Raw genomic sequence first — 22319 nt, 5'->3', positions numbered from 1 at the left:
ATTCACATAAATGCGAGGAGAATATATAAATGGCTAAGGAAAAAATTGTTTTAGCGTATTCAGGCGGATTAGATACTTCCGTTTCAGTGAAATGGATTCAGGAGAAATATGGTTATGATGTTATTGCATTAGGTCTAGATGTTGGTGAGGGTAAGGATCTAGAGGCAATTAAACAAAAGGCATTGAATGTAGGTGCTGTCAAAGCTTACATGATTGATGCGAAAGAATTGTTAGCAAAAGAATATATTTTACCGGCTTTAAAGGCTAATTGTTTATATGAAGGGAAATACCCGCTATCATCTGCACTTTCACGTCCGTTAATTTCAAAATTATTAGTAGAAGTAGCGGAAAAAGAAGGAGCTACAGCAGTAGCACATGGCTGTACTGGAAAAGGAAATGACCAGGTTCGTTTCGAGGTCTCCATTCAAGCGTTAAATCCAAGTTTAAAGGTTGTGGCACCTGTTCGTGAATGGGGCATGACTCGTGATGAAGAAATTGAATACGCAGCGAAAAATGGAATTCCAGTACCTGTTGATTTAGACAATCCTTTCTCCATTGACGCGAATATTTGGGGACGTGCTTGTGAAGCAGGTGTCTTAGAAGATCCATGGGCTGAGGCTCCTGAAGCTGCATTTGACTGGACAGCGCCAATTGAATTAACTCCAGACCAAGCCGAATATCTAGAAATTGAATTTGAGCAAGGTGTTCCTGTTGCATTGAATGGTGAGAAGCTGCCATTGGTGCAATTAATTGAAACCTTGAACGAACTTGGCGGCAAGCATGGTGTCGGTCGTATTGATCATATTGAAAATCGACTAGTCGGAATTAAGTCTAGAGAAGTTTATGAAAATCCAGCAGCTTTAATATTAATTAATGCTCATAAGGAATTAGAATTCTTAACCCTAACGCGTGAAGTAACTCAGTTTAAAACGCAAGTTGAACAGCAAATGGCAAAAATCATCTATGAAGGACTTTGGTATTCACCAATTAAACCAGCTCTCGATGCCTTTATTGAAGAAACGCAAAAGGTAGTTACTGGTACTATCCGTGTGAAACTCCATAAAGGAAACCATACAGTTGTCGGTCGTAAGTCACCATACAGCCTTTATAATGAAGAATTGGCTACTTATTCAAAAGGAGATGCCTTCGACCACAATGCGGCTGTTGGCTTTATCAAAATTTGGGGACTGCCTACAAAGGTAAATGCTGAGGTAAATAATAAAGAAAAGATAATGAAATAATAATCGGGTGCCCTCGAAACCTTTTCGAGGGCAAACTTGTTAGATTCGAGGAGGGACCATCAATGTCCAAATTATGGGGCGGGCGTTTTACAAAAGAAACCAATAAACTAGTGGAAGAATTTACGGCTTCTATTTCCTTTGATCAAAAGCTTGCCAAAGAGGATATCGCCGGCAGTATGGCACATGTTCAAATGCTAGGTGAATGCGGTATTATACCTGCCGAGGATGCGGAAAAAATTAAAGCAGGACTGCTTGAAATAAAAAAGCTCGTTGACAACAACGAGGTTGAGTTTTTAGTTGAAGATGAAGATATTCATATGAATATTGAAAAATTATTGATTGAAAAAATAGGTCCTGTCGGTGGTAAGCTTCATACTGGACGTAGTCGAAATGACCAAGTTGCAACCGATATGCACTTATACTTACGAACAAAAACAACAGAATTAATAAAACTGCTTGAGGATGTTCAAAGTTCACTACTTGTGCAGGCAAAAGAGAATGTTAACACCTTAATTCCAGGTTATACTCATCTTCAGCGTGCTCAGCCGGTTTCATTTGCGCATCATTTAATGGCATACTTCTGGATGTTCGAACGTGATAAAGAGAGATTGATTGATAGCTTAAAGCGTGTCAATTGGCTTCCCCTTGGTTCTGGTGCCCTAGCAGGGACTACTTTTCCTATCAATCGCGAACGTGTGGCAGAGATACTAGGGTTTGAAACGGTTTATCCAAACAGCATGGATGCTGTAAGTGACAGGGATTTTATTTTAGAATTCCTTTCGATTGGTTCCATCATCATGACTCATATTTCAAGATTATCAGAAGAGCTTGTGATTTGGTCAAGCCAAGAGTTTCAATTTGTTGAGCTTGATGACTCTTTTTGTACAGGGTCCAGCATTATGCCGCAAAAGAAAAACCCAGACGTTCCTGAGCTGCTAAGAGGAAAAACGGGACGTACTTTTGGCAATTTGATTGGTTTACTGACAGTCCTAAAGGGATTACCATTAGCGTACAATAAGGATTTACAGGAAGACAAAGAGGGAATGTTCGATACCGTCGAGACATTGGAAGGCTCGCTAATGTTGTTAGCGCCAATGATTGAAACAATGACGGTTAATAAAGATATTATGAGAAAAGCGATTAATAATGATTTTTCTAACGCTACTGATATCGCGGACTACTTGGTAAGAAAAGGTCTTCCATTTAGAGAAGCACATGAAGTCATTGGGAAGATTGTTTTATATTCTATTCAACAGCAAAAATTCTTACTTGATTTAAGTTTTGAAGAATACCAAGAGTTCAGTTCCTTATTTGAAGAGGATATTTATGAAGTTTTATCACCAGAGCATGTTGTTGCCGTTCGAAATAGCTTCGGAGGCACATCACCAGAACAAGTGTTTAAACAAATCGAGCTTGGCGAAGGAAAACTAGGTAAGTAAGCGAAAACCACCAAAGGGTGGTTTTTTATTTGTATTAATACCCAAAATAGTAGATAATTTCCTCATATCAGTATTTAAAAAGGAGGAAGAACGATGAAGTTACGTGTCTCAGTTGTACAGTATCACTTACATACGATTCATTCCTTTGAAGAATTTGCAGCACAATGCGAGCATTATATAAAAACAGCGGAGGAATTTGGAGCAGAGTTTGTCCTTTTCCCTGAATTCTTTACCACGCAGCTTTTATCAATTGGGAATGGGCAGGGGCAGAGTCTGACAATCAATGACTTACCAAGTTTCACAGATCAATACCGAGCATTGTTCTCGAATTTTGCGAAACAAACCAATATGCACATTATTGCCGGTACACATGTTATCGAAAAGGGCGGTAAGCTTTATAATACGGCTCATTTATTTTACCCAGATGGAAGGATTGGTGAGCAGGCAAAACTTCATATCACCCCTACTGAAGTCAATGAGTGGAACATGGAGAAAGGTGACAGCTTTCAAATTTTTGAAACAGACAAAGGGAAAATAGCCCTGCTGACCTGCTATGACATTGAGTTCCCTGAGATCGTCCGCATGGCAAAAGCCAAAGGGGCAGATGTCATATTTTGTCCTTCTTGTACCGATGACCGCCATGGTTTCCATCGTGTACGCTATACAAGCCACGCACGTGCTGTTGAAAATCAGGTTTATGTTGTTTTAACAGGCACTGTTGGTTCACTGCCAACTGTAGATTTCATGCGTGCTAATTTTGGGCAGGCGGTTATTATTACACCAAACGATATCCCGTTCCCGCCAAAAGGTATTCTCGTGGAAGGCGAAGTGAACAACGATATGGTTGTCACGGCCGACCTTGATTTAGAGTTATTATACGAAGTTAGAGAACGAGGATCTGTTACTACCTGGCATGACCGCAGAACAGACTTATATCCAGATTGGGAAGAATAGTGGAAGGGTGGAATGGACTTGTATCGGACTGAATTCTACGTATTTGACCAAGAAAAGCCAGTTCCTGTGATCATTCGCAATTACACTCAAGCCGATTTTGACGAACTTATTCAAATACAGACTGAATGCTTTCTACCTCCCTTTCCTTCAGAACTATGGTGGAATAAAGAACAATTATCGAACCATGTAATGAGATTTCCAGAGGGAGCTATATGTATTGAGGTAAATGGTATATTAGCCGGTTCCCTTACAGGGCTTTGTGTCGACTTTGATCCTAGCCATATGGAGCATACATGGGAAGAAATCACGGACCATGGATACATTAAAAATCATAATCCAAGTGGTGATACACTCTATATTGTAGACATTAGTGTTCGTCCAAAGTATCGAAAACTTGGACTTGGTAAACTGTTGATGCATGCTATGTATCATGTTGTCATTCAGAACAAGCTTGTCCGTTTACTTGGCGGGGGCAGAATGCCTGGTTATCATAAAGTCGCTGATACTCTTACACCTCAACAGTATTTAAATAAAGTACTAAAAGGGGATTTGAAAGACCCTGTTATCACATTTTTGCTTCGTTGTGGAAGGGTGCCGATTGGCATTGTAGAAAATTATTTGGAAGATGAAGAATCAAGTAATTACGCAGCTTTAATGGAATGGAAAAATCCATTTAATCGAACATAGGGAGAGTGTTAAATAATGGAGTATAAACGAATCACTAGTATTGAAGATCCAAACTTTAAAAAACTCCATGATCTAATGGGAGAAATTTTCCCACCAGAGGAAGTCTTAGAGTATGATTTATGGAAAGAACCTTTAGAGGATCCGGGTATACGAGTATTTGTTGCAGTTAATGGCGAAGAAGTTGTAGGGGCAACCGAGTATCGTTATTATCCAGATTGGAATATCGCGATGACGGATTTCACCATTATTAGTAAGCCTGGTCTTAGCCTAGGACGTTTTTTAGCGATTAACCGCTTAAAGGACTTGCAAAAGCTTGCTGCTGAAAACGATAAAGAGCTTTTCGGCATGTTTGCCGAAATCTATGACCCCTATCGGGTAGGTCATGAGTTTGGCGGTGTGAAGGTAATGGATCCTTATGTACGTCGTGAAGTCCTTTCACATTTAGGTTATAAACGAATTGATCTAGAGTATGTACATCCATCATGGGAAAATAATGGAGAGGCTGTTAAAGGACTCGATTTTTGCTTCATGCCAATGAACGATGAGCTAGTATCTATTCCTGCTTCCCTTGTGGCTGACTTTCTAACCACTTATTACTCCATTCTATCAAATAAGCCGCAGGAATGGCTCGATATGATTGTACAGTTAAGAACGAAAGAATCCATTTCCTTATTGCCACTTTGATGGGTTTCAAATATAAACAGCTTATAAAGTTCACATACTATTCATATTTCTACCATTAATATGTTAAAAAACTGTGAAAGCCGTTGTGATTGATGGGAGACGGGAGTATAGTGAAGATGTAAAGGGATAGTGATTGGACTCACAATCACCTAGTATGAGTTTTACCGGGTTCTATTGGCTAATAATTGGCGATAATCTCTCTATAGGACACGAGGAATTAACGATTTCCCCCTTATAAATTTTAAAGAAGCAGGAGGATCCTGCTTCTCTTTTTTTGCAGTAAAATGTGCTGTCATTTTTTTGAAAAAGGGTTATTTCCGACGCTTGTTTGTAACGCGCTGGTTGGCTGCATTTGCTCGTGCCATTGCTTCAAGGTCTGCATGATCAGCAAATTCAGCGGAATATTCCACGTCATAACCATCTGATTTCATGTTTTTAGGAACCTGTGGAAGTGATGCTTTGTTTTTATCACGAGTTTTATGTCCCTGCGCACGACCCATTAAAAAAACCCCTTTCAATGTTAGCTATTGAGGAACATAAGAAGTTCCCTCTATTAGCATGTACCATTAGAAAGGGGTCCATTAATGGAAAATATTAAAGTTTAGTCTTACTGTCGTTAAACCCGCCAGCACGATCTGCTAATTTAAAGTCACGCTGATACAGTACCTCTTGTGTACTAGTTAAGCTGTATTTGCCTCTGCCCATATCCTTTTTCTTTTTTCCTGCCATTTTGCTCATTCCTTTCAACATTTTTGTTAATCCTTAGGCTGTGTTAAATTAGGTTGTTGATTTGCGCTCCAGGCGCTATGCTTTCCGCGGGCTCGCCCGTGAGCCTCCTCGGTCGTTCCGACCTGCGGGGTCTCACTCAGCTCGTTCATCCCGCTGGAGTCAAGCGCCTTCCTCTCCAATCAACAAGTTCTAAAAGCAACAGTCTCCTTTAACACAGCGAATTGCTAAAAAGCTTATGGAAAAAATTAAGCACATTCTCCATTTTTACCTTTTAAGAATGGAATGATACTCAAATGTTAAAAAAATATGGTAAAGTAAGGGTGAGGTGACGGATATGGCTGTTATTACAAAAATCACCACACAGCAGAAAAATAAAGATCGCTTTAATATTTTTATGGATTATGGTAAAGGCGAAGAATATGCCTTTAGTGTCGATAGCGATGTTCTCGTAAGATTTCATTTAAAAAAAGGGCTGGAGATTGATGAACTTTCCATCCTGGAAATACAATATCAAGACGATATCCGGAAGGCCTATAATCTAGCTGTTAATTATCTGGCCAGAAGAATGAGGTCTGAAAAAGAAATAAAGGATTATCTTACACAAAAGGAAATAGAAGAACCTATTATTAATGAGGTTCTATATAAATTGGCTACTCATAAATACATTAATGATGAGGAATATGCATTCTCGTTTGTAAGAACACAAATGAATACGACAGATAAAGGCCCAGACATAATCACCACGGAGTTAAAAGAGAGAGGTATTAATGAGGGTCTTATTAAACAGGCTATTGCCGAGTACCCAAAAGAGGAACAAGTTGAAAAAGCCATTAAGGTATCTGAAAAGTTAATCAAAAAAAGCACAAAGGAATCACAGCGAATTGTTAAGCAAAAAGCGGAACAGCTGCTGTTAAGAAAGGGCTATCCATTCGAAGTTATTCATATTGCACTAAATGAAGCAGACATGGATAAAGAACAAGATGAGGAAATGGAAGCCATTAGGTATCAGGGCGAAAAAGCTCATCGGAAGTATAGTAAATATAGTAGCTTTGAATACGAACAAAAAATGAAACAAGCCTTATACCGTAAAGGCTTTTCAATGGAATTGATTGAGGAATATTTAGGAGAAATTGAAAAATCATGACGCAGGTAGTCATGATTTTTTACTTTCGATGATAATCTCATCCTGGTCGATTTGTTCCATAATCATTTCTGCCACCTCTTTTGCTGAACGAAAACGTGAAGAGTCCGCAATATGATTGCTTCCTTCCCAAAAAGGAGTATCCATGCCGCCCATATAAATGGCTTTAATTTTAATCGGGCTATTTTCGTATTCCTTTTGCAGACTTTCAGTAAAGCCTCTGACAGCAAATTTACTTGCCGCATAAACAGCTTCATTGACTTTCCCTCTTAATCCTGCCGTTGAAATAATATTCATCAGCATCCCTTCACCTTGTTCTTGAAGTAAAGGCAATACAGCTTTTGTCATTAAAATGGTACCAAGAACATTCGTCTGAAGCATCTCGCTAATTTCTTGTTGTGTTATTTTAACAAAAGGACCGAAATGTCCAACACCCGCGTTATTGACTAGCCCAAAGATTTTGTGACATTTGCTTATTTCTTCTATGCTTTTTAAAATATTTGATTCCTTTTGAACATTGAGTACAACGTAATCCGCGGCCCCTCCGGCTTGTTCTATTTCTGTTTTTACTGCTGAAAGTTTATCCGAAGACCTTCCAGTCAAAAAGATATGGTAGCCTTGCTGCGATAATAATAAGGATACTTCCTTACCCAATCCAGAACCAGCTCCGGTAACAATGATGGTTTTCATTGAAATCTCTCCTTCATCCTTTATTAATTGCATGAAAATAACTATACTAAAATAAAGGAAAAAACGAAAACGGGAGTGGAAGAAATGCAACAGGACAGACGCTATAGCACCATGTCAGAGCAAGAATTAAAACAGGAAATCGCCCAGCTGTTAGAGAAAGCGAGAAAAGCAGAGCAAATGGGGATGGTGAGTGAATATGCGGTGCTCGAGAGAAAGGCAGTTATGGCACGAGCTTATCTATTAGATCCATCCAATTTCAAGCCTGGAGAAATTTATGAACTTGAAGGTGACCCAGGGGAATATTTTAAGATAGACTATTTAAATGGTGTATTTGCTTGGGGGTATCGCTTAAAAGGTGATGGAAAAGAAGAAGCCTTACCCATTTCAATGTTAAAAGAACTCAAATAATAAAACAAACCAGAGAACAAGTCTCTGGTCTGCTCACTGTTTAGGGCTGTAAAAACTCTGGTGTATCCTTTTCACGCTGACCAGAAGCACGCATCCGCTCTTGCGGGTGTGTATTGATTGTGCCATCGGCTCTTCTAGAAGCATATTCTGCTTTTGCTCTTGGCTCTCCCTCTAGCTTGTTGTTGTTTTGGTTAGGGAAATTGGTTACTTTATTTCTCATGCTGTACCTCCATTTAAAGGGAATGAGAAACCGTGAATAGCAAAGTGTTGTCACAACAATGCTTACCACGTGATAGTAGTATTCGAATTTTTGGATTAGGTTATGTTATAAGAAATTGGTAATGAGGTGAATGTATGAACGATTATCATGAAAGATTAGCAAAACTTTTGTTAGAAAAAAACGGATTGCTGTCCTATCATCAAGCCAGGACATGGGTTGAATTAATGTGGGAGGATTTTGAAACCACCGCGGCAAAGGCAGGAAGGGATTATCTGGGAAGCGAAGTGACCGAAAGAATTGTTAGACAATGGATTGAAAATTATGGCGGCAGACTCCATGATTTTGTGGCTAAAAACCCAAAGTATAAAGAATATCTTAATCAAGACAAAAATTCGCTGAACTAGTGACCACATTATTAATTTGTGGTCTTTTTGTTATTTGTAGATCAATTTAAAAAACAAAAAAGGAGCGAAATCTAAGGAGATTTCGCTTCAATTTTTATTCAACAGGTATAATACTGAGCTTTTTCCTTAATTTCTTTTCGCTAAACACCCAGCCGGTGTAAGAACTTATTGGGTTTAACTCCAGATCTAACTGGACCACTGCCACGAAGGGATAATGTCCGTTGCTGCGGTACCTCAAATCAATAAATCGTACTTCGTAATGGTCATCATACTCATCTAATTCCCAACGGTACACAGGGGAAAAGGATAGAAAGGCAGCAAGATTACTATCTTTTTTTGCTGCTTCAAGGACTGGAGTTTTGGGAACAGGTACCCGCTTGAAACGATCGTATATCACAATATTTGTACCCATTGCCCTTCCAACAAAGAACTCCTCTTCATTCATAGCAGCTATTCTCCAAAAATTAAACTTCATGGTTGGTGAAGTAATGATATCTGTGGCATCTGGAATTATCTTTCTTACGGCTCCACGTACTTTTGCTTGGGCATAAAAACGAAGTATATAATACCCAATTAAAACAATGAACATGCCTAAAAATGTATACCCAGGATCTGCCCCAATAACCCAAATTACGATAGCTGCCACGTGAATTCCAAAGATGATGGGGTCAAAGGTATTGATTACTCCTAAGGCCACCCATTTAGATGTAAAAGGTCGAAGGGCTTGTGTCCCATAAGCATTAAAAATATCTACAAAAACATGGATGAAAACTGCTGCAAATGTCCAGCCCCACAGGTGGAGAAGGTTTGCCCCTGGAAAAAAGGGAAAAATCACCGCTAACAAAATTAAGGGCCATAAAAGTACAGCCGGTATCGAGTGGGTGACACCACGATGGTTACGAATATAAATCGCATTGTTTCTTAATTTTAAAACGGTATCAATATCAGGTATTTGTGATCCAGCGATGGTAGCAATTAAAACACTCGTGGCTGTTGCAGAGTTACTAGCTACCACTGGGTCAAGAGTCGCAAGACCGCCAAGGGCAATTCCCATTACAACGTGAGTTCCAGTATCCAAAAGGAAAAATCCTCCTTTATTAAGTTCTTGTCAAAAACACTTATTTAGCTTATCGTTAAAAAATGCTTATTATTATATTCCCTTATTTCGTTTTGTTTAACAGGCTGGAGGAACTTTAGTAATGGTAAAAGAGTTGAAAAATATAGAAAAAATCTCAATAAAAAAATTTCAGGAAGATTTAATAACTTGGTTTAAAGCCGAACAACGGGACCTGCCATGGAGAAAAGACCAGGACCCATATAAAGTATGGGTTTCTGAAATCATGTTGCAGCAAACTAGAGTTGATACGGTTATTCCTTATTTTAATCGATTTATTGAATGGTTTCCAACAATAGAAGACCTGGCCAACGCAAATGAAGATAAAGTTCTAAAAGCGTGGGAAGGACTAGGTTATTATTCGCGGGTAAGAAATTTACAATCAGCTGTAAAGGAAGTACACGCGAAGTACGACGGTAAGGTACCAGATACACCAAAAGAGATTTCAAACCTAAAAGGTGTTGGTCCCTATACAGCCGGTGCAATCTTAAGTATTGCCTATGGAATACCTGAACCGGCGGTTGATGGTAACGTGATGAGGGTTTTATCAAGAATCCTATCGATTTGGGAGGATATCGCGAAGCCATCGACTAGGAAGGTATTCGAAAACGCTGTTAGGCAGGTTATCTCTCATGATGACCCCTCGGCGTTTAATCAGGCCTTAATGGAACTTGGTGCATTAATCTGTACCCCCACATCCCCTTCTTGTTTACTTTGCCCAGTTCGGGATCATTGCCAAGCGTTTCATGAGGGAGTCGAGACCGAACTTCCTATTAAAACGAAAAAGAACTCACAAAGAAGTGTTGACCTTGCAGCGATTATTGTGAAGGATGAAAGTGGAAAAATATTAATTCATAAACGTCCTGAAAACGGGCTGTTAGCGAATTTATGGGAATTTCCAAATGTGGAACTTCACCAGCCATTTGTGATGGAACGTGCCAAAATTTCCGGCCTATTCAAAGAATCATTTGATATGAATATTAAGTTAGAAAAGAATATTGGTCAAATAGAACACATTTTTTCCCACCTAGTTTGGAATATCACCGTCTATATAGGTACAATAAGCTCGGAATTTACGGATCATAGTGAATGGAAATTTATCTCCATAGATGAAATGGAAGAGCATGCTTTCCCCGTTTCTTTTCATAAAATGCTAAAGCTGTATAAAGAGTATATTTAAAAAGAACGCCATGTAAGGCGTTCTTTTACATTAATCATAACTAATTTTCGTACCGTGTGTATAATCAGCTTCTTGACGCTTGATCCCGCCGCGATTTTCAATTTCTTCGATGATTTCGCGGTGAATGCTTACACCTTCACTATTTAAGTAGGGTGCTATTTGCTGCAATGAGTGGTGAAAGAAGGCGAGTTCACTGTCCCTCCATTCGGCTTTAGAGACCATAGAAAGTTCTGTCATATCCCGTCCTACATACATAATCTTCTTCCTTTCTCATTTAATAGCCTTAGGGTTTGTAATCAATTGTCATCTATACATTAAAACGCTAAAATGAATACAAAACTTGTTTATGAAGGGAATTAGAGTATATGACACAAAAAGTAGCACTAATTACAGGAAGCAGCAGAGGAATAGGAAAAGCCACAGCCTTAAGGCTGGCTCAAGAAGGTTATGACATTGTCATCAATTATGCAAGAAGTAAAACGTCTGCACTTAAAGTGGCAGAAGAAATCGAAGCATTAGGCAGAAAAGTACTAGTGGTTAAAGCGAATGTCGGTGATGTAAGTAAAATTAAAGCCATGTTCCAACAAATCGAGGAAGAATTCGGCAGACTGGATATTTTTGTTAATAATGCAGCTTCTGGAGTTCAACGTCCGATTATGGAACTAGAAGAAAATCACTGGGATTGGACATTAAATATTAACAGTAAAGCTTTATTATTCTGTGCACAAGAAGCAGCCAAATTGATGGAGAAAAATGGCGGCGGGAAGATTGTCAGCATTAGTTCTCTAGGGTCTATACGATATTTAGAAAATTACACGGTCGTAGGAGTATCTAAAGCAGCCTTAGAAGCCTTAACTAGATATTTAGCAGTTGAATTAGCTCCTAAAAATATCGTGGTTAATGCTGTCTCTGGCGGGGCTGTTGATACAGAGGCGTTAACTCATTTTCCGAATAGGGAAGAGCTTCTCCAAGAAGCAAGGGAGAAAACACCAGCAGGACGAATGGTCGAAATTGAAGATATGGTAAATTGTGTCATGTTCCTTTTATCAGAAGAATCTAGTATGATTCGGGGGCAGACAATTATTGTCGATGGCGGTATTTCATTATTGGTGTAACGAGATATTTTTTTAAAATTTTTTTGGATAGTCTCCTCACCTCCTGGGTATCTTAATTTTTGTGGAGGTGATTAAAATGGCAAACAACTTCAATCAACAACCAAACAAAACTTCTGCTGGAACTAACATCCAAGAAGTTAGACAACAAAACGCTCAATCTCAAGGCGGTCAAGGTTCTGCTGGTCAATTTGGAACTGAATTCGCTAGCCAAACAGATGCAGCAGAAGTAAGAAGACAAAATCAGCAATCTCAAAGCGGTCAAGGTTCTGCTGGAGCTGCTGGTTCAGCTGGTCAATTGGGCACAGAATTTGCAAGCCAAACAGATGCTGCTGAAGTTAGAAGACAAAACCAGCAATCTCAAGCTAACAAAGGCCAAGGCAACTCTGGTCAATTTGGTCAAAGCTAATAAATACGTAAGCAGAAGGCGCTCTCATTCGAAAGAGCGTCTTCTTTATGTTTGAACTTCGAGAATTGTCCAGCTCCAGCGCCTAGGGGCTCGGGGTCATAAGCCAATCCGACAAGAAGGTTAAAGAACAACCTTCTTGCCGCCTTGTCTTATGCCTGTCGCCCCTGAACAAGTCGCTTCCGCTTTTCGTTTATTCGACAAAACTTCTCCTAAGTTTACATAAGTAGTCAAAGGAAATAACTGTTTATTAAAGAATACATATTAGATAGAAAAAATAAGGCGGTGTGGTAAATGGATCATTTTAACCGTTTAGTATCTGAGCAGATGATGACAATGGAAAAATTACTATACCTTCAGGGAGAACTTGAACGTTGTCAAGAAATCGAACAACAACTACAGACTATACAAAACGAAACAGAGTTAGAAAGTGTCCAATTTGACATCAATCAAATGAAAAAAGAGCTTAAAGAAATTCAGGAAATTTTTGAAAAACAAACAGAAGAAGTAATTCAATCCTATCGTGAAAGTGACTTAGAACCTTCCATTTAGGTCAACAAATGTAGAAATGATTGAAAAATATGCAATTTTTTTCAAAGAGTCATTGAAATCAATGGCTCTTTTGTTTTAAATTCCTTATTCAACCGTTATAATAATAAGAAATAGTAAATGATTTGTTACCATTTGTCGTTTAAGTGCAGGAAACTAGGTTACAAAGCGTTTAGGAAGGAAGAAGGGGAGAATATGGGCGTACCCATCGAAGGAGAACCAATACAAATACATAGCTATAAACACAATGGGCACATCCATCGCGTCTGGGAAGAAACGACCGTTTTAAAGGGATCCCAAAACTTAGTAATTGGCGGGAATGATCGCACAATTGTAACGGAATCAGATGGAAGAACATGGATTACAAGAGAACCAGCGATTTGTTATTTTCATTCACAATACTGGTTTAATATTATTGGAATGATTCGTGAAGATGGTATTTACTACTATTGTAATCTCAGCTCACCATTTATCTTTGATGGTGAAGCAGTTAAATATATTGATTATGACCTTGATATCAAGGTATTCCCTGATATGACGTTTAATTTGTTAGATGAAGATGAATATGAACGCCACCGTCGAGAGATGAAATATCCCGAAGTGATTGACCAAATTCTGAAAAGAAATGTTGAGAAGCTCATTCTTTGGATCCGGCAGCGAAAAGGACCATTTGCACCAGATTTTATTGATATCTGGTATGAGCGTTACTTAACTTACAGACGTTAATGGAAAATGTTACAATACCATGGAAAGATGATGAAGGCACCTACACAAGATTTGTATGTGCCTTCATCATCTTTCCCTGTTCTTATTAAAGTGCACTGCAGGAAAGGGGGGCCAATCTTGGGTAGTGTTCGAAGATATCTCGAATTTGTTAAGCCATATCGCCTTCAAATTATTGGGACCATTATTATCGGGGTTGTAAAATTCGCCATTCCGCTTATCATTCCCATGCTCATTAAATATGTTGTGGATGATATCATTGGCAAAGGCGGTTTAACCAATGATGAGAAAATAGAAAAATTACTTTTAATAATGGGGGTAATGATCGTTGTTTTTGTTTTCTTAAGACCGCCGATTGAATATTACCGCCAATATTTCGCGCAATGGACATCGAGTAAAATTCTTTATGATATCCGTGACCGTATGTATACACATATACAGAAACTCAGCTTTAAGTATTATTCCAATACCCGTTCAGGAGAGGTCATTTCACGCGTTATTAATGATGTTGAGCAGACGAAAACATTCGTCATTACCGGTTTAATGAATCTGTGGCTCGATATTGCCACAATTGTTATCGCAATAATCATTATGTTTTATATGAATGTCAGTCTAACGTTGGTTTCCATTTTGTTATTTCCGCTCTATGCGATCTCGATCAAATACTTTTTTGGCAATTTGCGAAAACTCACAAAGTCACGTTCTCAAGCACTTGCAGAGGTTCAGAGCTACCTCCATGAACGTGTGCAAGGGATGCCGGTCATAAAAAGCTTTGCAATCGAAGATTTTGAGCAGACACAGTTTGATAAACAAAATAAAAACTTTTTAGATAAAGCCTTAGAGCACACCAGCTGGAATGCGAAGGCGTTTGCATCCGTTAACACGATTACCGATATCGCACCTTTGCTCGTTATCGGCTACTCAGCCTACCTAGTTATTCAAGGAGATTTATCGCTGGGAACGATGATGGCGTTTTTTGCTTATATTGATAAATTGTACAATCCGTTACGAAGGCTTGTGAATTCTTCTACAACCCTGACGCAGTCATTCGCCTCTATGGACAGGGTATTTGAATTCCTGGATGAAAAATATGATATTGTCGATGCTCCCAATGCCGTTGAGTGCAAGGATGTGAAGGGGGACATTACATTTGATCAAGTTCAATTTACCTACAATGAATCTGAGGAAATGATTTTGAAAAACATCAACCTTGATGTAAAAAAAGGTGAGACGATTGCCCTTGTTGGGATGAGTGGTGGAGGCAAGTCGACACTTGTCAGCCTGATTCCTCGTTTCTACGATATCACGGAAGGAAAAATCCTCTTAGATGGAGTGGATATCCGCCACTTCCAGGTCCAATCCTTACGGGATAAAATAGGGGTGGTTTTTCAGGACAATATCTTATTTAGTGATTCTGTTAAGAACAACATCTTATTGGGAAAACCTGGCGCAACGGATGAAGAAGTCTATCAAGCAGCCAAAGCGGCCAATGCACACGATTTTATCGTGAATTTGGCAAAAGGATATGATACGAAGGTTGGAGAAAGAGGAGTAAAGCTTTCGGGTGGTCAAAAGCAAAGAGTGGCTATCGCCCGCGTGTTTTTAAGAAACCCGCCGATTTTATTATTAGATGAAGCAACTTCGGCTCTTGATTTAGAAAGTGAACACCTTATCCAAGAAGCCCTAGATAAGCTGGCAAAGGATCGGACGACCTTTGTGGTAGCCCACCGTTTATCCACCATCACCCATGCTGATCGAATTGTCTTAATCGAACATGGCAAAATTGTCGAAGTGGGTAATCATGAGGAATTAATGGCGAAACAAGGCCATTATTATAAATTATTTCAAGTGCAGCAGTTGGAACAGCATAAAGAAAAAGCTCCGCTGCAAGCGTAGAAAAGAACAACAAGAAATGACGTATTGGGATACGTCATTTTTTTTGTATGCAGCAAGAATTTACTTTATCTTTATTGTATACAGTAATTTTATATGATATATTAACCACATCACTTATTAAAGAAGTTTAATAAGTTTTTTGATGAATACTTATTAAACTTCTTTAATAAGTTCATTTAATAGGTGGTGACCGAAGTGAATGCAACTCCAAAATCAATGAGGAAGGTAATCCTTACCGGTATTCGTAAATCACTCTTAGAACTTGGAAGTGCAACGAAAGTTGAACTTAGCGATAAATTAGGAATTAGTTTCCCTACAATTAGTAAATTCTTAGCACAGATGGAAAAGGACGGGGAAATAATCCCAATTGGACTTGACGATTCAAGTGGTGGAAGAAGGGCGAAAAGATATACATACAATTCCGAGTATATGTTTGGGTTGGCTATCTTTTTGGAAAGAACAGAAACAAATTATATTGTTTTTAACTGTTTAGGAGAAAAGAAGGAGGCAGGAAAAACATCCAGTTTATTAGTACAACCTGAGTTAACATTATTAACCAGGTGTATTGAAGAGATAGTGGAGAAATATCCGAAAATTAGTTCAATAGCTATTGGTGTGCCCGGTTCCGTTGATAATGGGCGGATCTTTTATATACCAGGTTATGAACATCTTCAAAATTTTAACTTGAAGGGATTCTTGGAGAATAGATTCTCTATTCCTGTTGTAATAGAAAACGATATGAATGCGGCAGTGCTTGGATATCACGATAGTATGGGAATCAAAGACAAGAAATCCCTTATTTATTTGTATTCAGGTCAAAATGGTCCAGGCGCAGGAATCATGATAAATGGAGATGTGGTCCGAGGAAGTACTTTCTTCTCTGGGGAGATTTCATTCGTTCCTCAGTACGATGACCGAAATTTTGGGCAAGCTTTGGAAAACGGAAGTAGACCTATTAAAGGTACTATCAGTCACGATAATGAGATTGATGCAATTAGCAGACTAGTTGCCTCTTTTGTGGCTATCATAAACCCTCATACCATCATTTTTTGTAAAGATGAAGTTGAACAAACAATATTAAACAAAATTGCCATAGGCAGCTCAAAATATATCCCGTCAGAGCATCTTCCAGACCTTACAATGGGTAATTGGAAACAAGATTATTTATTTGGATTACAAAGTCTTGGACTTAATCTCATGATGAACGGAACAAGCAAGAAAAACAAATCGGATAATACATATGACCACTAAATCATTTAATGCGAGGTTTAAGTATGACAACATTCCTTTTAGTCATCATTTATTTGGCTTTTATTAGCTTAGGTTTACCTGATTCGTTGATAGGGGTAGCGTGGCCCGTGATGCAATCAGACTTTGGGGCTCCGCTTGAGACGGCTGGATTCCTTTTTATGACAGTATCAAGCGGTACAATTATCTCCAGTTTAGTCAGCGGAAAGGTACTTAAACGATTCGGGACAGGCAAAGTCACATTTGTCAGCGTCTTAATGACTGCAGGTGCTTTACTTGGATTTCATTTTGCCCCATCGGTTGTTTGGTTAATTGTATGTGCCATACCACTTGGATTAGGAGCAGGTGCAGTTGACGCAGGATTGAATGATTATGTTGCTGCAAATTATAAAGCACACCATATGAGTTGGTTACACTGTTTTTGGGGAGTTGGAGCTACACTTGGCCCGATTTTAATGGCTCAGTTTATTTCGGGACAAAATTCTTGGAGAAATGGATATTTTGCTATTTCTGGAATTCAGTTTACCTTAATTATCATCCTATTTCTGACTTTGCCTTTATGGAATAGAGTGACAAAAAACAGTAATGTTCCATTAAATGAAGAGCACGAAAATTCAAGCGATGAATTTAATAAAGATAAATCGGAAGAAGTTAAACCTTTACAAATTAAAGGAGTAAAACTGGCTCTAGCGTCCTTCTTGTTTTATTGTGGGGTTGAATCAACAGTGGGTCTCTGGGGAAGCAGCTTTTTGGTAAATGTAAAAGAGTTACCCGTAGCACTTGCAGCCCAATGGGTTTCCTTTTACTACGCAGGAATAACAATTGGTAGATTTATTACAGGCTTTATTACCTTTAAAATTAGTAATCTTACTCTTATTCGGATGGGTCAAATACTAGCATTAGTCGGTGCTGTACTTCTATTCCTGCCATTGCCAGCCAGTTTCTCGCTTGTAGGCTTTATTATGATTGGATTTGGGCTGGCACCAATATTTCCATGTATGTTACAAGAGACACCAGCACGTTTTGGTAAGCAGCATTCCCAGACAATTATGGGTTATCAAATGGCTGTTGCCTATACAGGCAGTACCTTTATGCCGCCTCTTCTTGGGTTCATTGCGTCTCGTTCAACTATAGGTATCTTCCCAATCTGTATTGTTTTATTTGTTACAGCTATGCTTTTAAGTTCAGAAAAATTAAATAGCCTCCTGAAACAGAAGGATTTATTAAAGAAGAAACATACGAGCTCAACAGCCATTTAATATAATGCTATAGAAATAAGGGGGGCGATGCTTAGGGGAGCATCGCCTTCGCTAATTTTGCCAGAAGCTAATTATTACTTTTTCCATAGGCTTCGACCACAGCGTTGTACTCATTCATTGTGATTGGCATAACACCACCATGCTTAGAATTAACAGGTATATCCAAATCTTCTTGACCCTTAGTAAATTGAGCTGTCTTTAAGTCTGTTGTATAGTAAGGTATATATTTTTTCTCAACCGCATAATGATCGAGTAATAAGCACCATCTATCTTCACCTTTTATTTTAAAACAGGCTGGCCCCTCAACTCCGATTATATTTTTGAGATTCGTATCTAGTGGAGTAAACTCTCCAAGTAAAGCTTCGGAAACCTCTACGGTAATAGTTTTAACTGTCTCGTCTTTTGAAAAACGATAATATTTACCGTCCTCTTCAATAATGGTTGTGTCAATAATATGATTCTCTCTTTCAATATATATGTAGGGCTCAGTAAAATTTATAAAATCCTTCGTTTTAGAATAATAGATTCTATGTTTCTCAAGCCCAAAGTTCTCTCTTGCAGCCCAGAATACTAGAAAATCATCTGCTTCTTTATCATAAATTGCTTCTGGGGCCCAAACGCAGCCTGCAGTTTCCGGTCCAACCTTAATTAATCGTTGTTCTGACCAATTAATTAAATCTTTAGACTCCCAAACCACAATATGCTGACTTCCAGTTTTCTGTACCTCATCCCAATCCTTACGATAATACATCGATAAATCAGTGCCTATTATATAAAATTTATTATCTTTTGGAGAACGGATAATAAATGGATCTCTTATCCCCAAATCTCCTAACTTTGATGTCAATATCGGTTTCTTTTCATTAAGAGTTTCCCATTGCAAGCCATCCTTACTAACGGAAAAGTAGACCTGCTCTAAGTCATCTCTGCGCTCGTCTTCATGAATAAAATGCACAAATAGATAGGCTTCATATTCTTTCTTATAATATGGCATTTTGTTAACTCCTTCCAATGAAATATTATATAAATGTTCTCATCATTAAAGGAGTGATTCAATCTATATATCAGACTAAAACAATGAAAAATCAGTAGAAATGTAGGAGTCAATTACATTTTTTTCACAAGAGGCGATCGCCTTTGCATCTGACTTTATTTAACTGAGAGATATAAATTTGTTATTGAACGGAAGGCTGCCATATGGAGGCTTTTGTTATTATGGAGAAAGCAAGAGAGGATGAACTCTTGCTATTTTAATTTTTATTGGCTTGTGTTGAGACTCTCTGCCATCATTAACTCGTTCTTGTAGGCAGCCATTGCCAGTTCATACCTCAGCTTTTTGCCCGCTTCAACCAAATCCGTTTCCTTCACAAGGCCTGATATTGAATACCGGTGACCCCTGAAATCCACGTTCAGTTCGGTGATTTGGTTGAATTTGTAACTCTCCAGGGGAACCCCGTTCTCATCCTTCAACAAGTATTCACCGTATTTCTCGTTGCATATTTGTGCCACTTCCTCCATCACCTTGAAGGCATCATCAGGGTTTTGCCTATAGTTTAGGACAAGGCTTTCGTTTACCCGGCGCCTTCCCCGGTTCCCGTTCTGAAGTTCAGTAATGTTGCTGTAAGAGACCGTATAGAGATATCCGTCATACTGTCGAATCTTCAGGTGGCGCATGCTGATTTCCTCGATTTTTCCCTGACGGTTTCCATTGATGATGACATAATCCCCGTGATGAATCTGGCGCTCAAACAAGTAGGTCAGCCCCATAATGTAATCGCGGATGATATGCTGGAGGATCAATGCCAAGGCACCTGCCACCACCACCGAACCAGTGACAAGCTTTGCCAGGTCGAAGCCTAAATAGCTTAGGACATAAATAAAGAAGAACACCAGTCCCAATACCTTTGTCACCTGGTTGGAGAAATGCATCAATGTCTCTTCCCGCTTTTCATCCAAGAAGCTCGTTTTGTCAAAGAAAAGCTTAATGGATTTGCGGATTAAATATACCGTGAGTATAATCAGCAGTGCCACCGTTAATATTTTTACAGGCAACTGCTCATACAGTCCTAAGAAAAACATCCTATCAACCCCCACTTTTTTTACACTATACCAAAGTAATGTCGTTATCAACAAACTTTAAAGATAGCATGCTTCCATTAAAAAAAGAAGCCCTATCGGGGCTTCTTGGGGAACAATTTGTGGTTCCGCTGTTGAATGGATATTAAAACATATAGAGATAAATTCAATTGCGGGAATTCATCCTAAGCAAGATTAATACCCTTTTTTGGCTTTAGTTCTTATTGGACTAACTGTTGAGATTAGTTCAAGAACAAGTAACTCATCTCTCATTTTTTTATATAAATTTGAGAGTTAAACTAAAAGGGGCAGATTCCTCATGCCCCCTAACTGTAATTACTCGTTTCTAGAACCCCTGTTATTGTTCGCATTACGGTTGTTTGCAGAATTGTTATTGCCGCCAAATTCCTCGCCCACTTGGTTACCAAGCGCACCGCCTGCAAGACCGCCTGCAACTGTACCAAGTGGTCCCAAAACAGAACCTGCAGCGGCACCTGCAGCACCGCCTCCTACTGTACCTACTGCTTCACCAACGTCACTGCCACCTTGATTAGTCGCATTGTTACCAGCTTGGTTTGCATTTCCGTCGTTGCGATTGCGTTTGTTATTTTCAGTCATTTCATTTCACTCCCTTTTTTGTAATCGGGAAGAATCGCGTTCTAGCGTGCCTGTTCCCGAACATATTTTGCCCAACCTAAATGGTTTTACTCACTAAGAGTATTTTTCATAATGGGGATTGGTATAATCACATTAATTTTAACGACCATATTTACAGGAGAAATGAAGGTAAATAATTTTATAATCTTTTTTTCAGGTGGTCTTTTAGGATTAGCTGTTGGGAGAAATGAATCTAAAAAAGATGTTAATAGTTGACACTTGAAACACTCCTAATATGTCAAAAAAACTTACCAGAACTCTGGTAAGTTTTCCTTTTTTATTCAATTTCCTTCTGCTCAATGGTTACTTCATTATGATGGAAAGAATGAAAGCTTGTAACCAATGTATCAAGATGCTCTACCTGCTCCCCGTAATCGATAATGGAAGAAATCACCTGCATGGTATGATATAAATGCGGATCGTCTTGGTCGCTGTAGAGCTTTTGATGGCTTAAGAATAACTCGAATAGTTCCTTATTATTAATACAGGTATTCGTTTCATTGTCCAAGGGTGTTGGAACTTTGCCAATAAACCGCAGCATTAATTGCTCATGGTGGTAAATGACACTGTCGAGCTGCTCTTGGATCGACTGTTGAAAGTTTTCTGGCAGATGAAGAATTTCGTTTTCAAATCGATGAAGTTTTTTTAATGTATCCAGTGCCCTTTTGGCAGTGGAGCTCATCTGCCTGAAGACCACTAGTTTTCTTGACTTTTCTAAGCTAATCTTTTTAAAATAACTTCTTTCTTCTTTATACATTAAATAAAACTGTTCTATCTTAATTAAATTGTCTTTTAATTTTTCAATATCAACCTTTAGCACATTGTGGTCAAAGTCATGCCGAGTACTTAATCGTATCCAGCGAATAATTTCCTCTGTTGTTCCTGTAATTTTAAAATACAGCTTATTTTCATATTTAGGCGGCAGAAAAACAAGGTTTACCACAAAGGCAGAAAAGACTCCAATCATGATGGTTGAGAAACGGATTCCGGCAAACGGTATAAAATCGGTACCAGGGGTTTCCATAATTGAGAGGAGTGTTACAAGAGATAGTCCAATTGTATTTTCAATATTTAATTTAAGGTTGATAATAATAACAATAACAGCGGCTAAACCAATGATGATAATGTGATTTCCTAGTAAAAGGACAAAAATCACTGCAAGAATCGCACCAATTAAATTCCCTTGTATTTGTTCAACAATCGTTAAGTAGGAACGATAGATTGTTGGCTGGATCGCAAAAATTGCAGCAATGCCTGCCAATACAGGAGATGGTGAGTGCAGCAGCTGTGCTAAGTAAAGGGATAAGACAATTGCAATTCCCGTTTTAAAGATGCGGGCACCTAACTTCATTCCAAATGGTTTCCTTTCAAATTTGTGTGATTTTGTACATAGTTTACTTCATTAATGAACAATTACGTACTATACATGGATTAAATCATTTTATCAAGAGATATTATATGAATTTTCTTCAGCATAGTTAAAGATATTTGTTCAAATACAA

At 38.6% G+C, this 22319-nt stretch carries 26 protein-coding genes; 16 read left to right on the top strand and 10 right to left on the bottom strand.

Annotated elements, in window-relative coordinates:
- Positions 1-29 precede the first annotated feature (29 nt).
- From ACIQAA_RS04840 to ACIQAA_RS04820, 5 genes are all read left to right on the top strand, one after another.
- Positions 30-1241: an argininosuccinate synthase gene (locus ACIQAA_RS04840; RefSeq protein WP_402615722.1), complete on the top strand. Its 1212-nt coding sequence runs from the start codon at positions 30-32 to the stop codon at positions 1239-1241.
- Positions 1242-1303: 62 nt separating this feature from the next.
- A complete protein-coding gene (argH, locus tag ACIQAA_RS04835; protein WP_402615719.1) occupies positions 1304-2680 on the top strand; it encodes an argininosuccinate lyase in 1377 nt (458 codons plus the stop codon).
- 93 nt (positions 2681-2773) lie between these two features.
- Complete coding sequence (locus tag ACIQAA_RS04830; protein ID WP_402615716.1) at positions 2774-3634, top strand: carbon-nitrogen hydrolase family protein; 861 nt, start codon at positions 2774-2776, stop codon at positions 3632-3634.
- Positions 3635-3646: 12 nt separating this feature from the next.
- Positions 3647-4321 (top strand): GNAT family N-acetyltransferase, encoded by a 675-nt coding sequence (locus tag ACIQAA_RS04825; protein WP_402615713.1) that lies wholly within the window; start codon positions 3647-3649, stop codon positions 4319-4321.
- 15 nt (positions 4322-4336) lie between these two features.
- On the top strand, positions 4337-5005 hold the full coding sequence (locus ACIQAA_RS04820; protein WP_402615710.1) for a GNAT family N-acetyltransferase: 669 nt from the start codon (positions 4337-4339) through the stop codon (positions 5003-5005).
- A 311-nt stretch (positions 5006-5316) separates the two neighbouring features.
- Here the strand turns inward: ACIQAA_RS04820 and ACIQAA_RS04815 are convergent, their stop codons facing one another.
- Positions 5317-5505: a YfhD family protein gene (locus tag ACIQAA_RS04815; RefSeq protein ID WP_402615707.1), complete on the bottom strand. Its 189-nt coding sequence runs from the start codon at positions 5503-5505 to the stop codon at positions 5317-5319.
- A 94-nt stretch (positions 5506-5599) separates the two neighbouring features.
- On the bottom strand, positions 5600-5734 hold the full coding sequence (locus ACIQAA_RS04810) for a YfhE family protein (protein ID WP_082799616.1): 135 nt from the start codon (positions 5732-5734) through the stop codon (positions 5600-5602).
- 334 nt (positions 5735-6068) lie between these two features.
- Here ACIQAA_RS04810 and recX point away from each other — a divergent pair, with 334 nt between their 5' ends.
- Entirely contained in the window at positions 6069-6878 is an 810-nt protein-coding gene (gene recX, locus ACIQAA_RS04805; protein WP_402615705.1) for a recombination regulator RecX, read from the top strand.
- A 9-nt stretch (positions 6879-6887) separates the two neighbouring features.
- Here recX and ACIQAA_RS04800 read toward each other — a convergent pair whose 3' ends face one another.
- Positions 6888-7565: an SDR family NAD(P)-dependent oxidoreductase gene (locus ACIQAA_RS04800; protein ID WP_402615702.1), complete on the bottom strand. Its 678-nt coding sequence runs from the start codon at positions 7563-7565 to the stop codon at positions 6888-6890.
- 84 nt (positions 7566-7649) lie between these two features.
- Here ACIQAA_RS04800 and ACIQAA_RS04795 point away from each other — a divergent pair, with 84 nt between their 5' ends.
- Positions 7650-7973 carry a YfhH family protein gene (locus ACIQAA_RS04795; RefSeq protein WP_402615699.1) on the top strand — a complete coding sequence of 108 codons (324 nt, stop codon included), beginning with the start codon at positions 7650-7652 and terminating at the stop codon, positions 7971-7973.
- Positions 7974-8013: 40 nt separating this feature from the next.
- Here ACIQAA_RS04795 and ACIQAA_RS04790 read toward each other — a convergent pair whose 3' ends face one another.
- Positions 8014-8193, bottom strand: a complete 180-nt coding sequence (locus tag ACIQAA_RS04790; RefSeq protein WP_283863896.1) for a small, acid-soluble spore protein K — start codon at positions 8191-8193, stop codon at positions 8014-8016.
- Positions 8194-8327: 134 nt separating this feature from the next.
- Here ACIQAA_RS04790 and ACIQAA_RS04785 point away from each other — a divergent pair, with 134 nt between their 5' ends.
- On the top strand, positions 8328-8597 hold the full coding sequence (locus tag ACIQAA_RS04785; protein ID WP_402615695.1) for a YfhJ family protein: 270 nt from the start codon (positions 8328-8330) through the stop codon (positions 8595-8597).
- A gap of 94 nt (positions 8598-8691) precedes the next feature.
- Here the strand turns inward: ACIQAA_RS04785 and ACIQAA_RS04780 are convergent, their stop codons facing one another.
- A complete protein-coding gene (locus ACIQAA_RS04780) occupies positions 8692-9675 on the bottom strand; it encodes a metal-dependent hydrolase (RefSeq protein WP_402615693.1) in 984 nt (327 codons plus the stop codon).
- Positions 9676-9796: 121 nt separating this feature from the next.
- Here ACIQAA_RS04780 and mutY point away from each other — a divergent pair, with 121 nt between their 5' ends.
- Positions 9797-10891 carry an A/G-specific adenine glycosylase gene (gene mutY, locus ACIQAA_RS04775; RefSeq protein ID WP_402615690.1) on the top strand — a complete coding sequence of 365 codons (1095 nt, stop codon included), beginning with the start codon at positions 9797-9799 and terminating at the stop codon, positions 10889-10891.
- 30 nt (positions 10892-10921) lie between these two features.
- Here mutY and ACIQAA_RS04770 read toward each other — a convergent pair whose 3' ends face one another.
- Positions 10922-11146, bottom strand: a complete 225-nt coding sequence (locus tag ACIQAA_RS04770; RefSeq protein WP_402615687.1) for a hypothetical protein — start codon at positions 11144-11146, stop codon at positions 10922-10924.
- Between the two features lie 110 nt (positions 11147-11256).
- On the opposite strand from ACIQAA_RS04770, the gene fabL reads away from it, so the two are divergent.
- The 7 genes from fabL (at position 11257) to ACIQAA_RS04735 (ending at position 18084) form a co-directional block, all read left to right on the top strand.
- Positions 11257-12006 (top strand): enoyl-[acyl-carrier-protein] reductase FabL, encoded by a 750-nt coding sequence (gene fabL / locus ACIQAA_RS04765; RefSeq protein WP_402615685.1) that lies wholly within the window; start codon positions 11257-11259, stop codon positions 12004-12006.
- 76 nt (positions 12007-12082) lie between these two features.
- Positions 12083-12412 (top strand): gamma-type small acid-soluble spore protein, encoded by a 330-nt coding sequence (locus ACIQAA_RS04760; protein ID WP_402615682.1) that lies wholly within the window; start codon positions 12083-12085, stop codon positions 12410-12412.
- Between the two features lie 291 nt (positions 12413-12703).
- The gene (locus ACIQAA_RS04755) at positions 12704-12961 is read left to right on the top strand and encodes a YgaB family protein (protein WP_402615679.1); all 258 of its coding nucleotides are present in this window, start codon (positions 12704-12706) and stop codon (positions 12959-12961) included.
- A gap of 192 nt (positions 12962-13153) precedes the next feature.
- Positions 13154-13684: a nucleoside tri-diphosphate phosphatase gene (gene ntdP / locus ACIQAA_RS04750; protein WP_402615676.1), complete on the top strand. Its 531-nt coding sequence runs from the start codon at positions 13154-13156 to the stop codon at positions 13682-13684.
- Positions 13685-13801: 117 nt separating this feature from the next.
- Positions 13802-15577 carry an ABC transporter ATP-binding protein gene (locus ACIQAA_RS04745; RefSeq protein ID WP_402615673.1) on the top strand — a complete coding sequence of 592 codons (1776 nt, stop codon included), beginning with the start codon at positions 13802-13804 and terminating at the stop codon, positions 15575-15577.
- Positions 15578-15763: 186 nt separating this feature from the next.
- Positions 15764-16828 (top strand): ROK family transcriptional regulator, encoded by a 1065-nt coding sequence (locus ACIQAA_RS04740; RefSeq protein WP_402617049.1) that lies wholly within the window; start codon positions 15764-15766, stop codon positions 16826-16828.
- A 23-nt stretch (positions 16829-16851) separates the two neighbouring features.
- Complete coding sequence (locus tag ACIQAA_RS04735) at positions 16852-18084, top strand: MFS transporter (protein ID WP_402615670.1); 1233 nt, start codon at positions 16852-16854, stop codon at positions 18082-18084.
- 67 nt (positions 18085-18151) lie between these two features.
- Here the strand turns inward: ACIQAA_RS04735 and ACIQAA_RS04730 are convergent, their stop codons facing one another.
- The 4 genes from ACIQAA_RS04730 to ACIQAA_RS04715 form a co-directional block, all read right to left on the bottom strand.
- Positions 18152-19078, bottom strand: a complete 927-nt coding sequence (locus ACIQAA_RS04730) for a glycoside hydrolase family 43 protein (protein WP_402615667.1) — start codon at positions 19076-19078, stop codon at positions 18152-18154.
- A 263-nt stretch (positions 19079-19341) separates the two neighbouring features.
- Positions 19342-20163 (bottom strand): mechanosensitive ion channel family protein, encoded by an 822-nt coding sequence (locus ACIQAA_RS04725; protein ID WP_402615664.1) that lies wholly within the window; start codon positions 20161-20163, stop codon positions 19342-19344.
- A 333-nt stretch (positions 20164-20496) separates the two neighbouring features.
- Complete coding sequence (locus tag ACIQAA_RS04720) at positions 20497-20778, bottom strand: hypothetical protein (RefSeq protein ID WP_402615662.1); 282 nt, start codon at positions 20776-20778, stop codon at positions 20497-20499.
- A gap of 316 nt (positions 20779-21094) precedes the next feature.
- Positions 21095-22168: an FUSC family protein gene (locus ACIQAA_RS04715; protein ID WP_402615659.1), complete on the bottom strand. Its 1074-nt coding sequence runs from the start codon at positions 22166-22168 to the stop codon at positions 21095-21097.
- Between the last annotated feature and the right edge of the window lie 151 nt (positions 22169-22319).

It is taken from the genome of Neobacillus sp. NPDC093182 (assembly GCF_044754045.1).
Note: the sequence above shows the minus strand (reverse complement) of the source record. Positions and strands in the feature narration are given on the sequence as shown.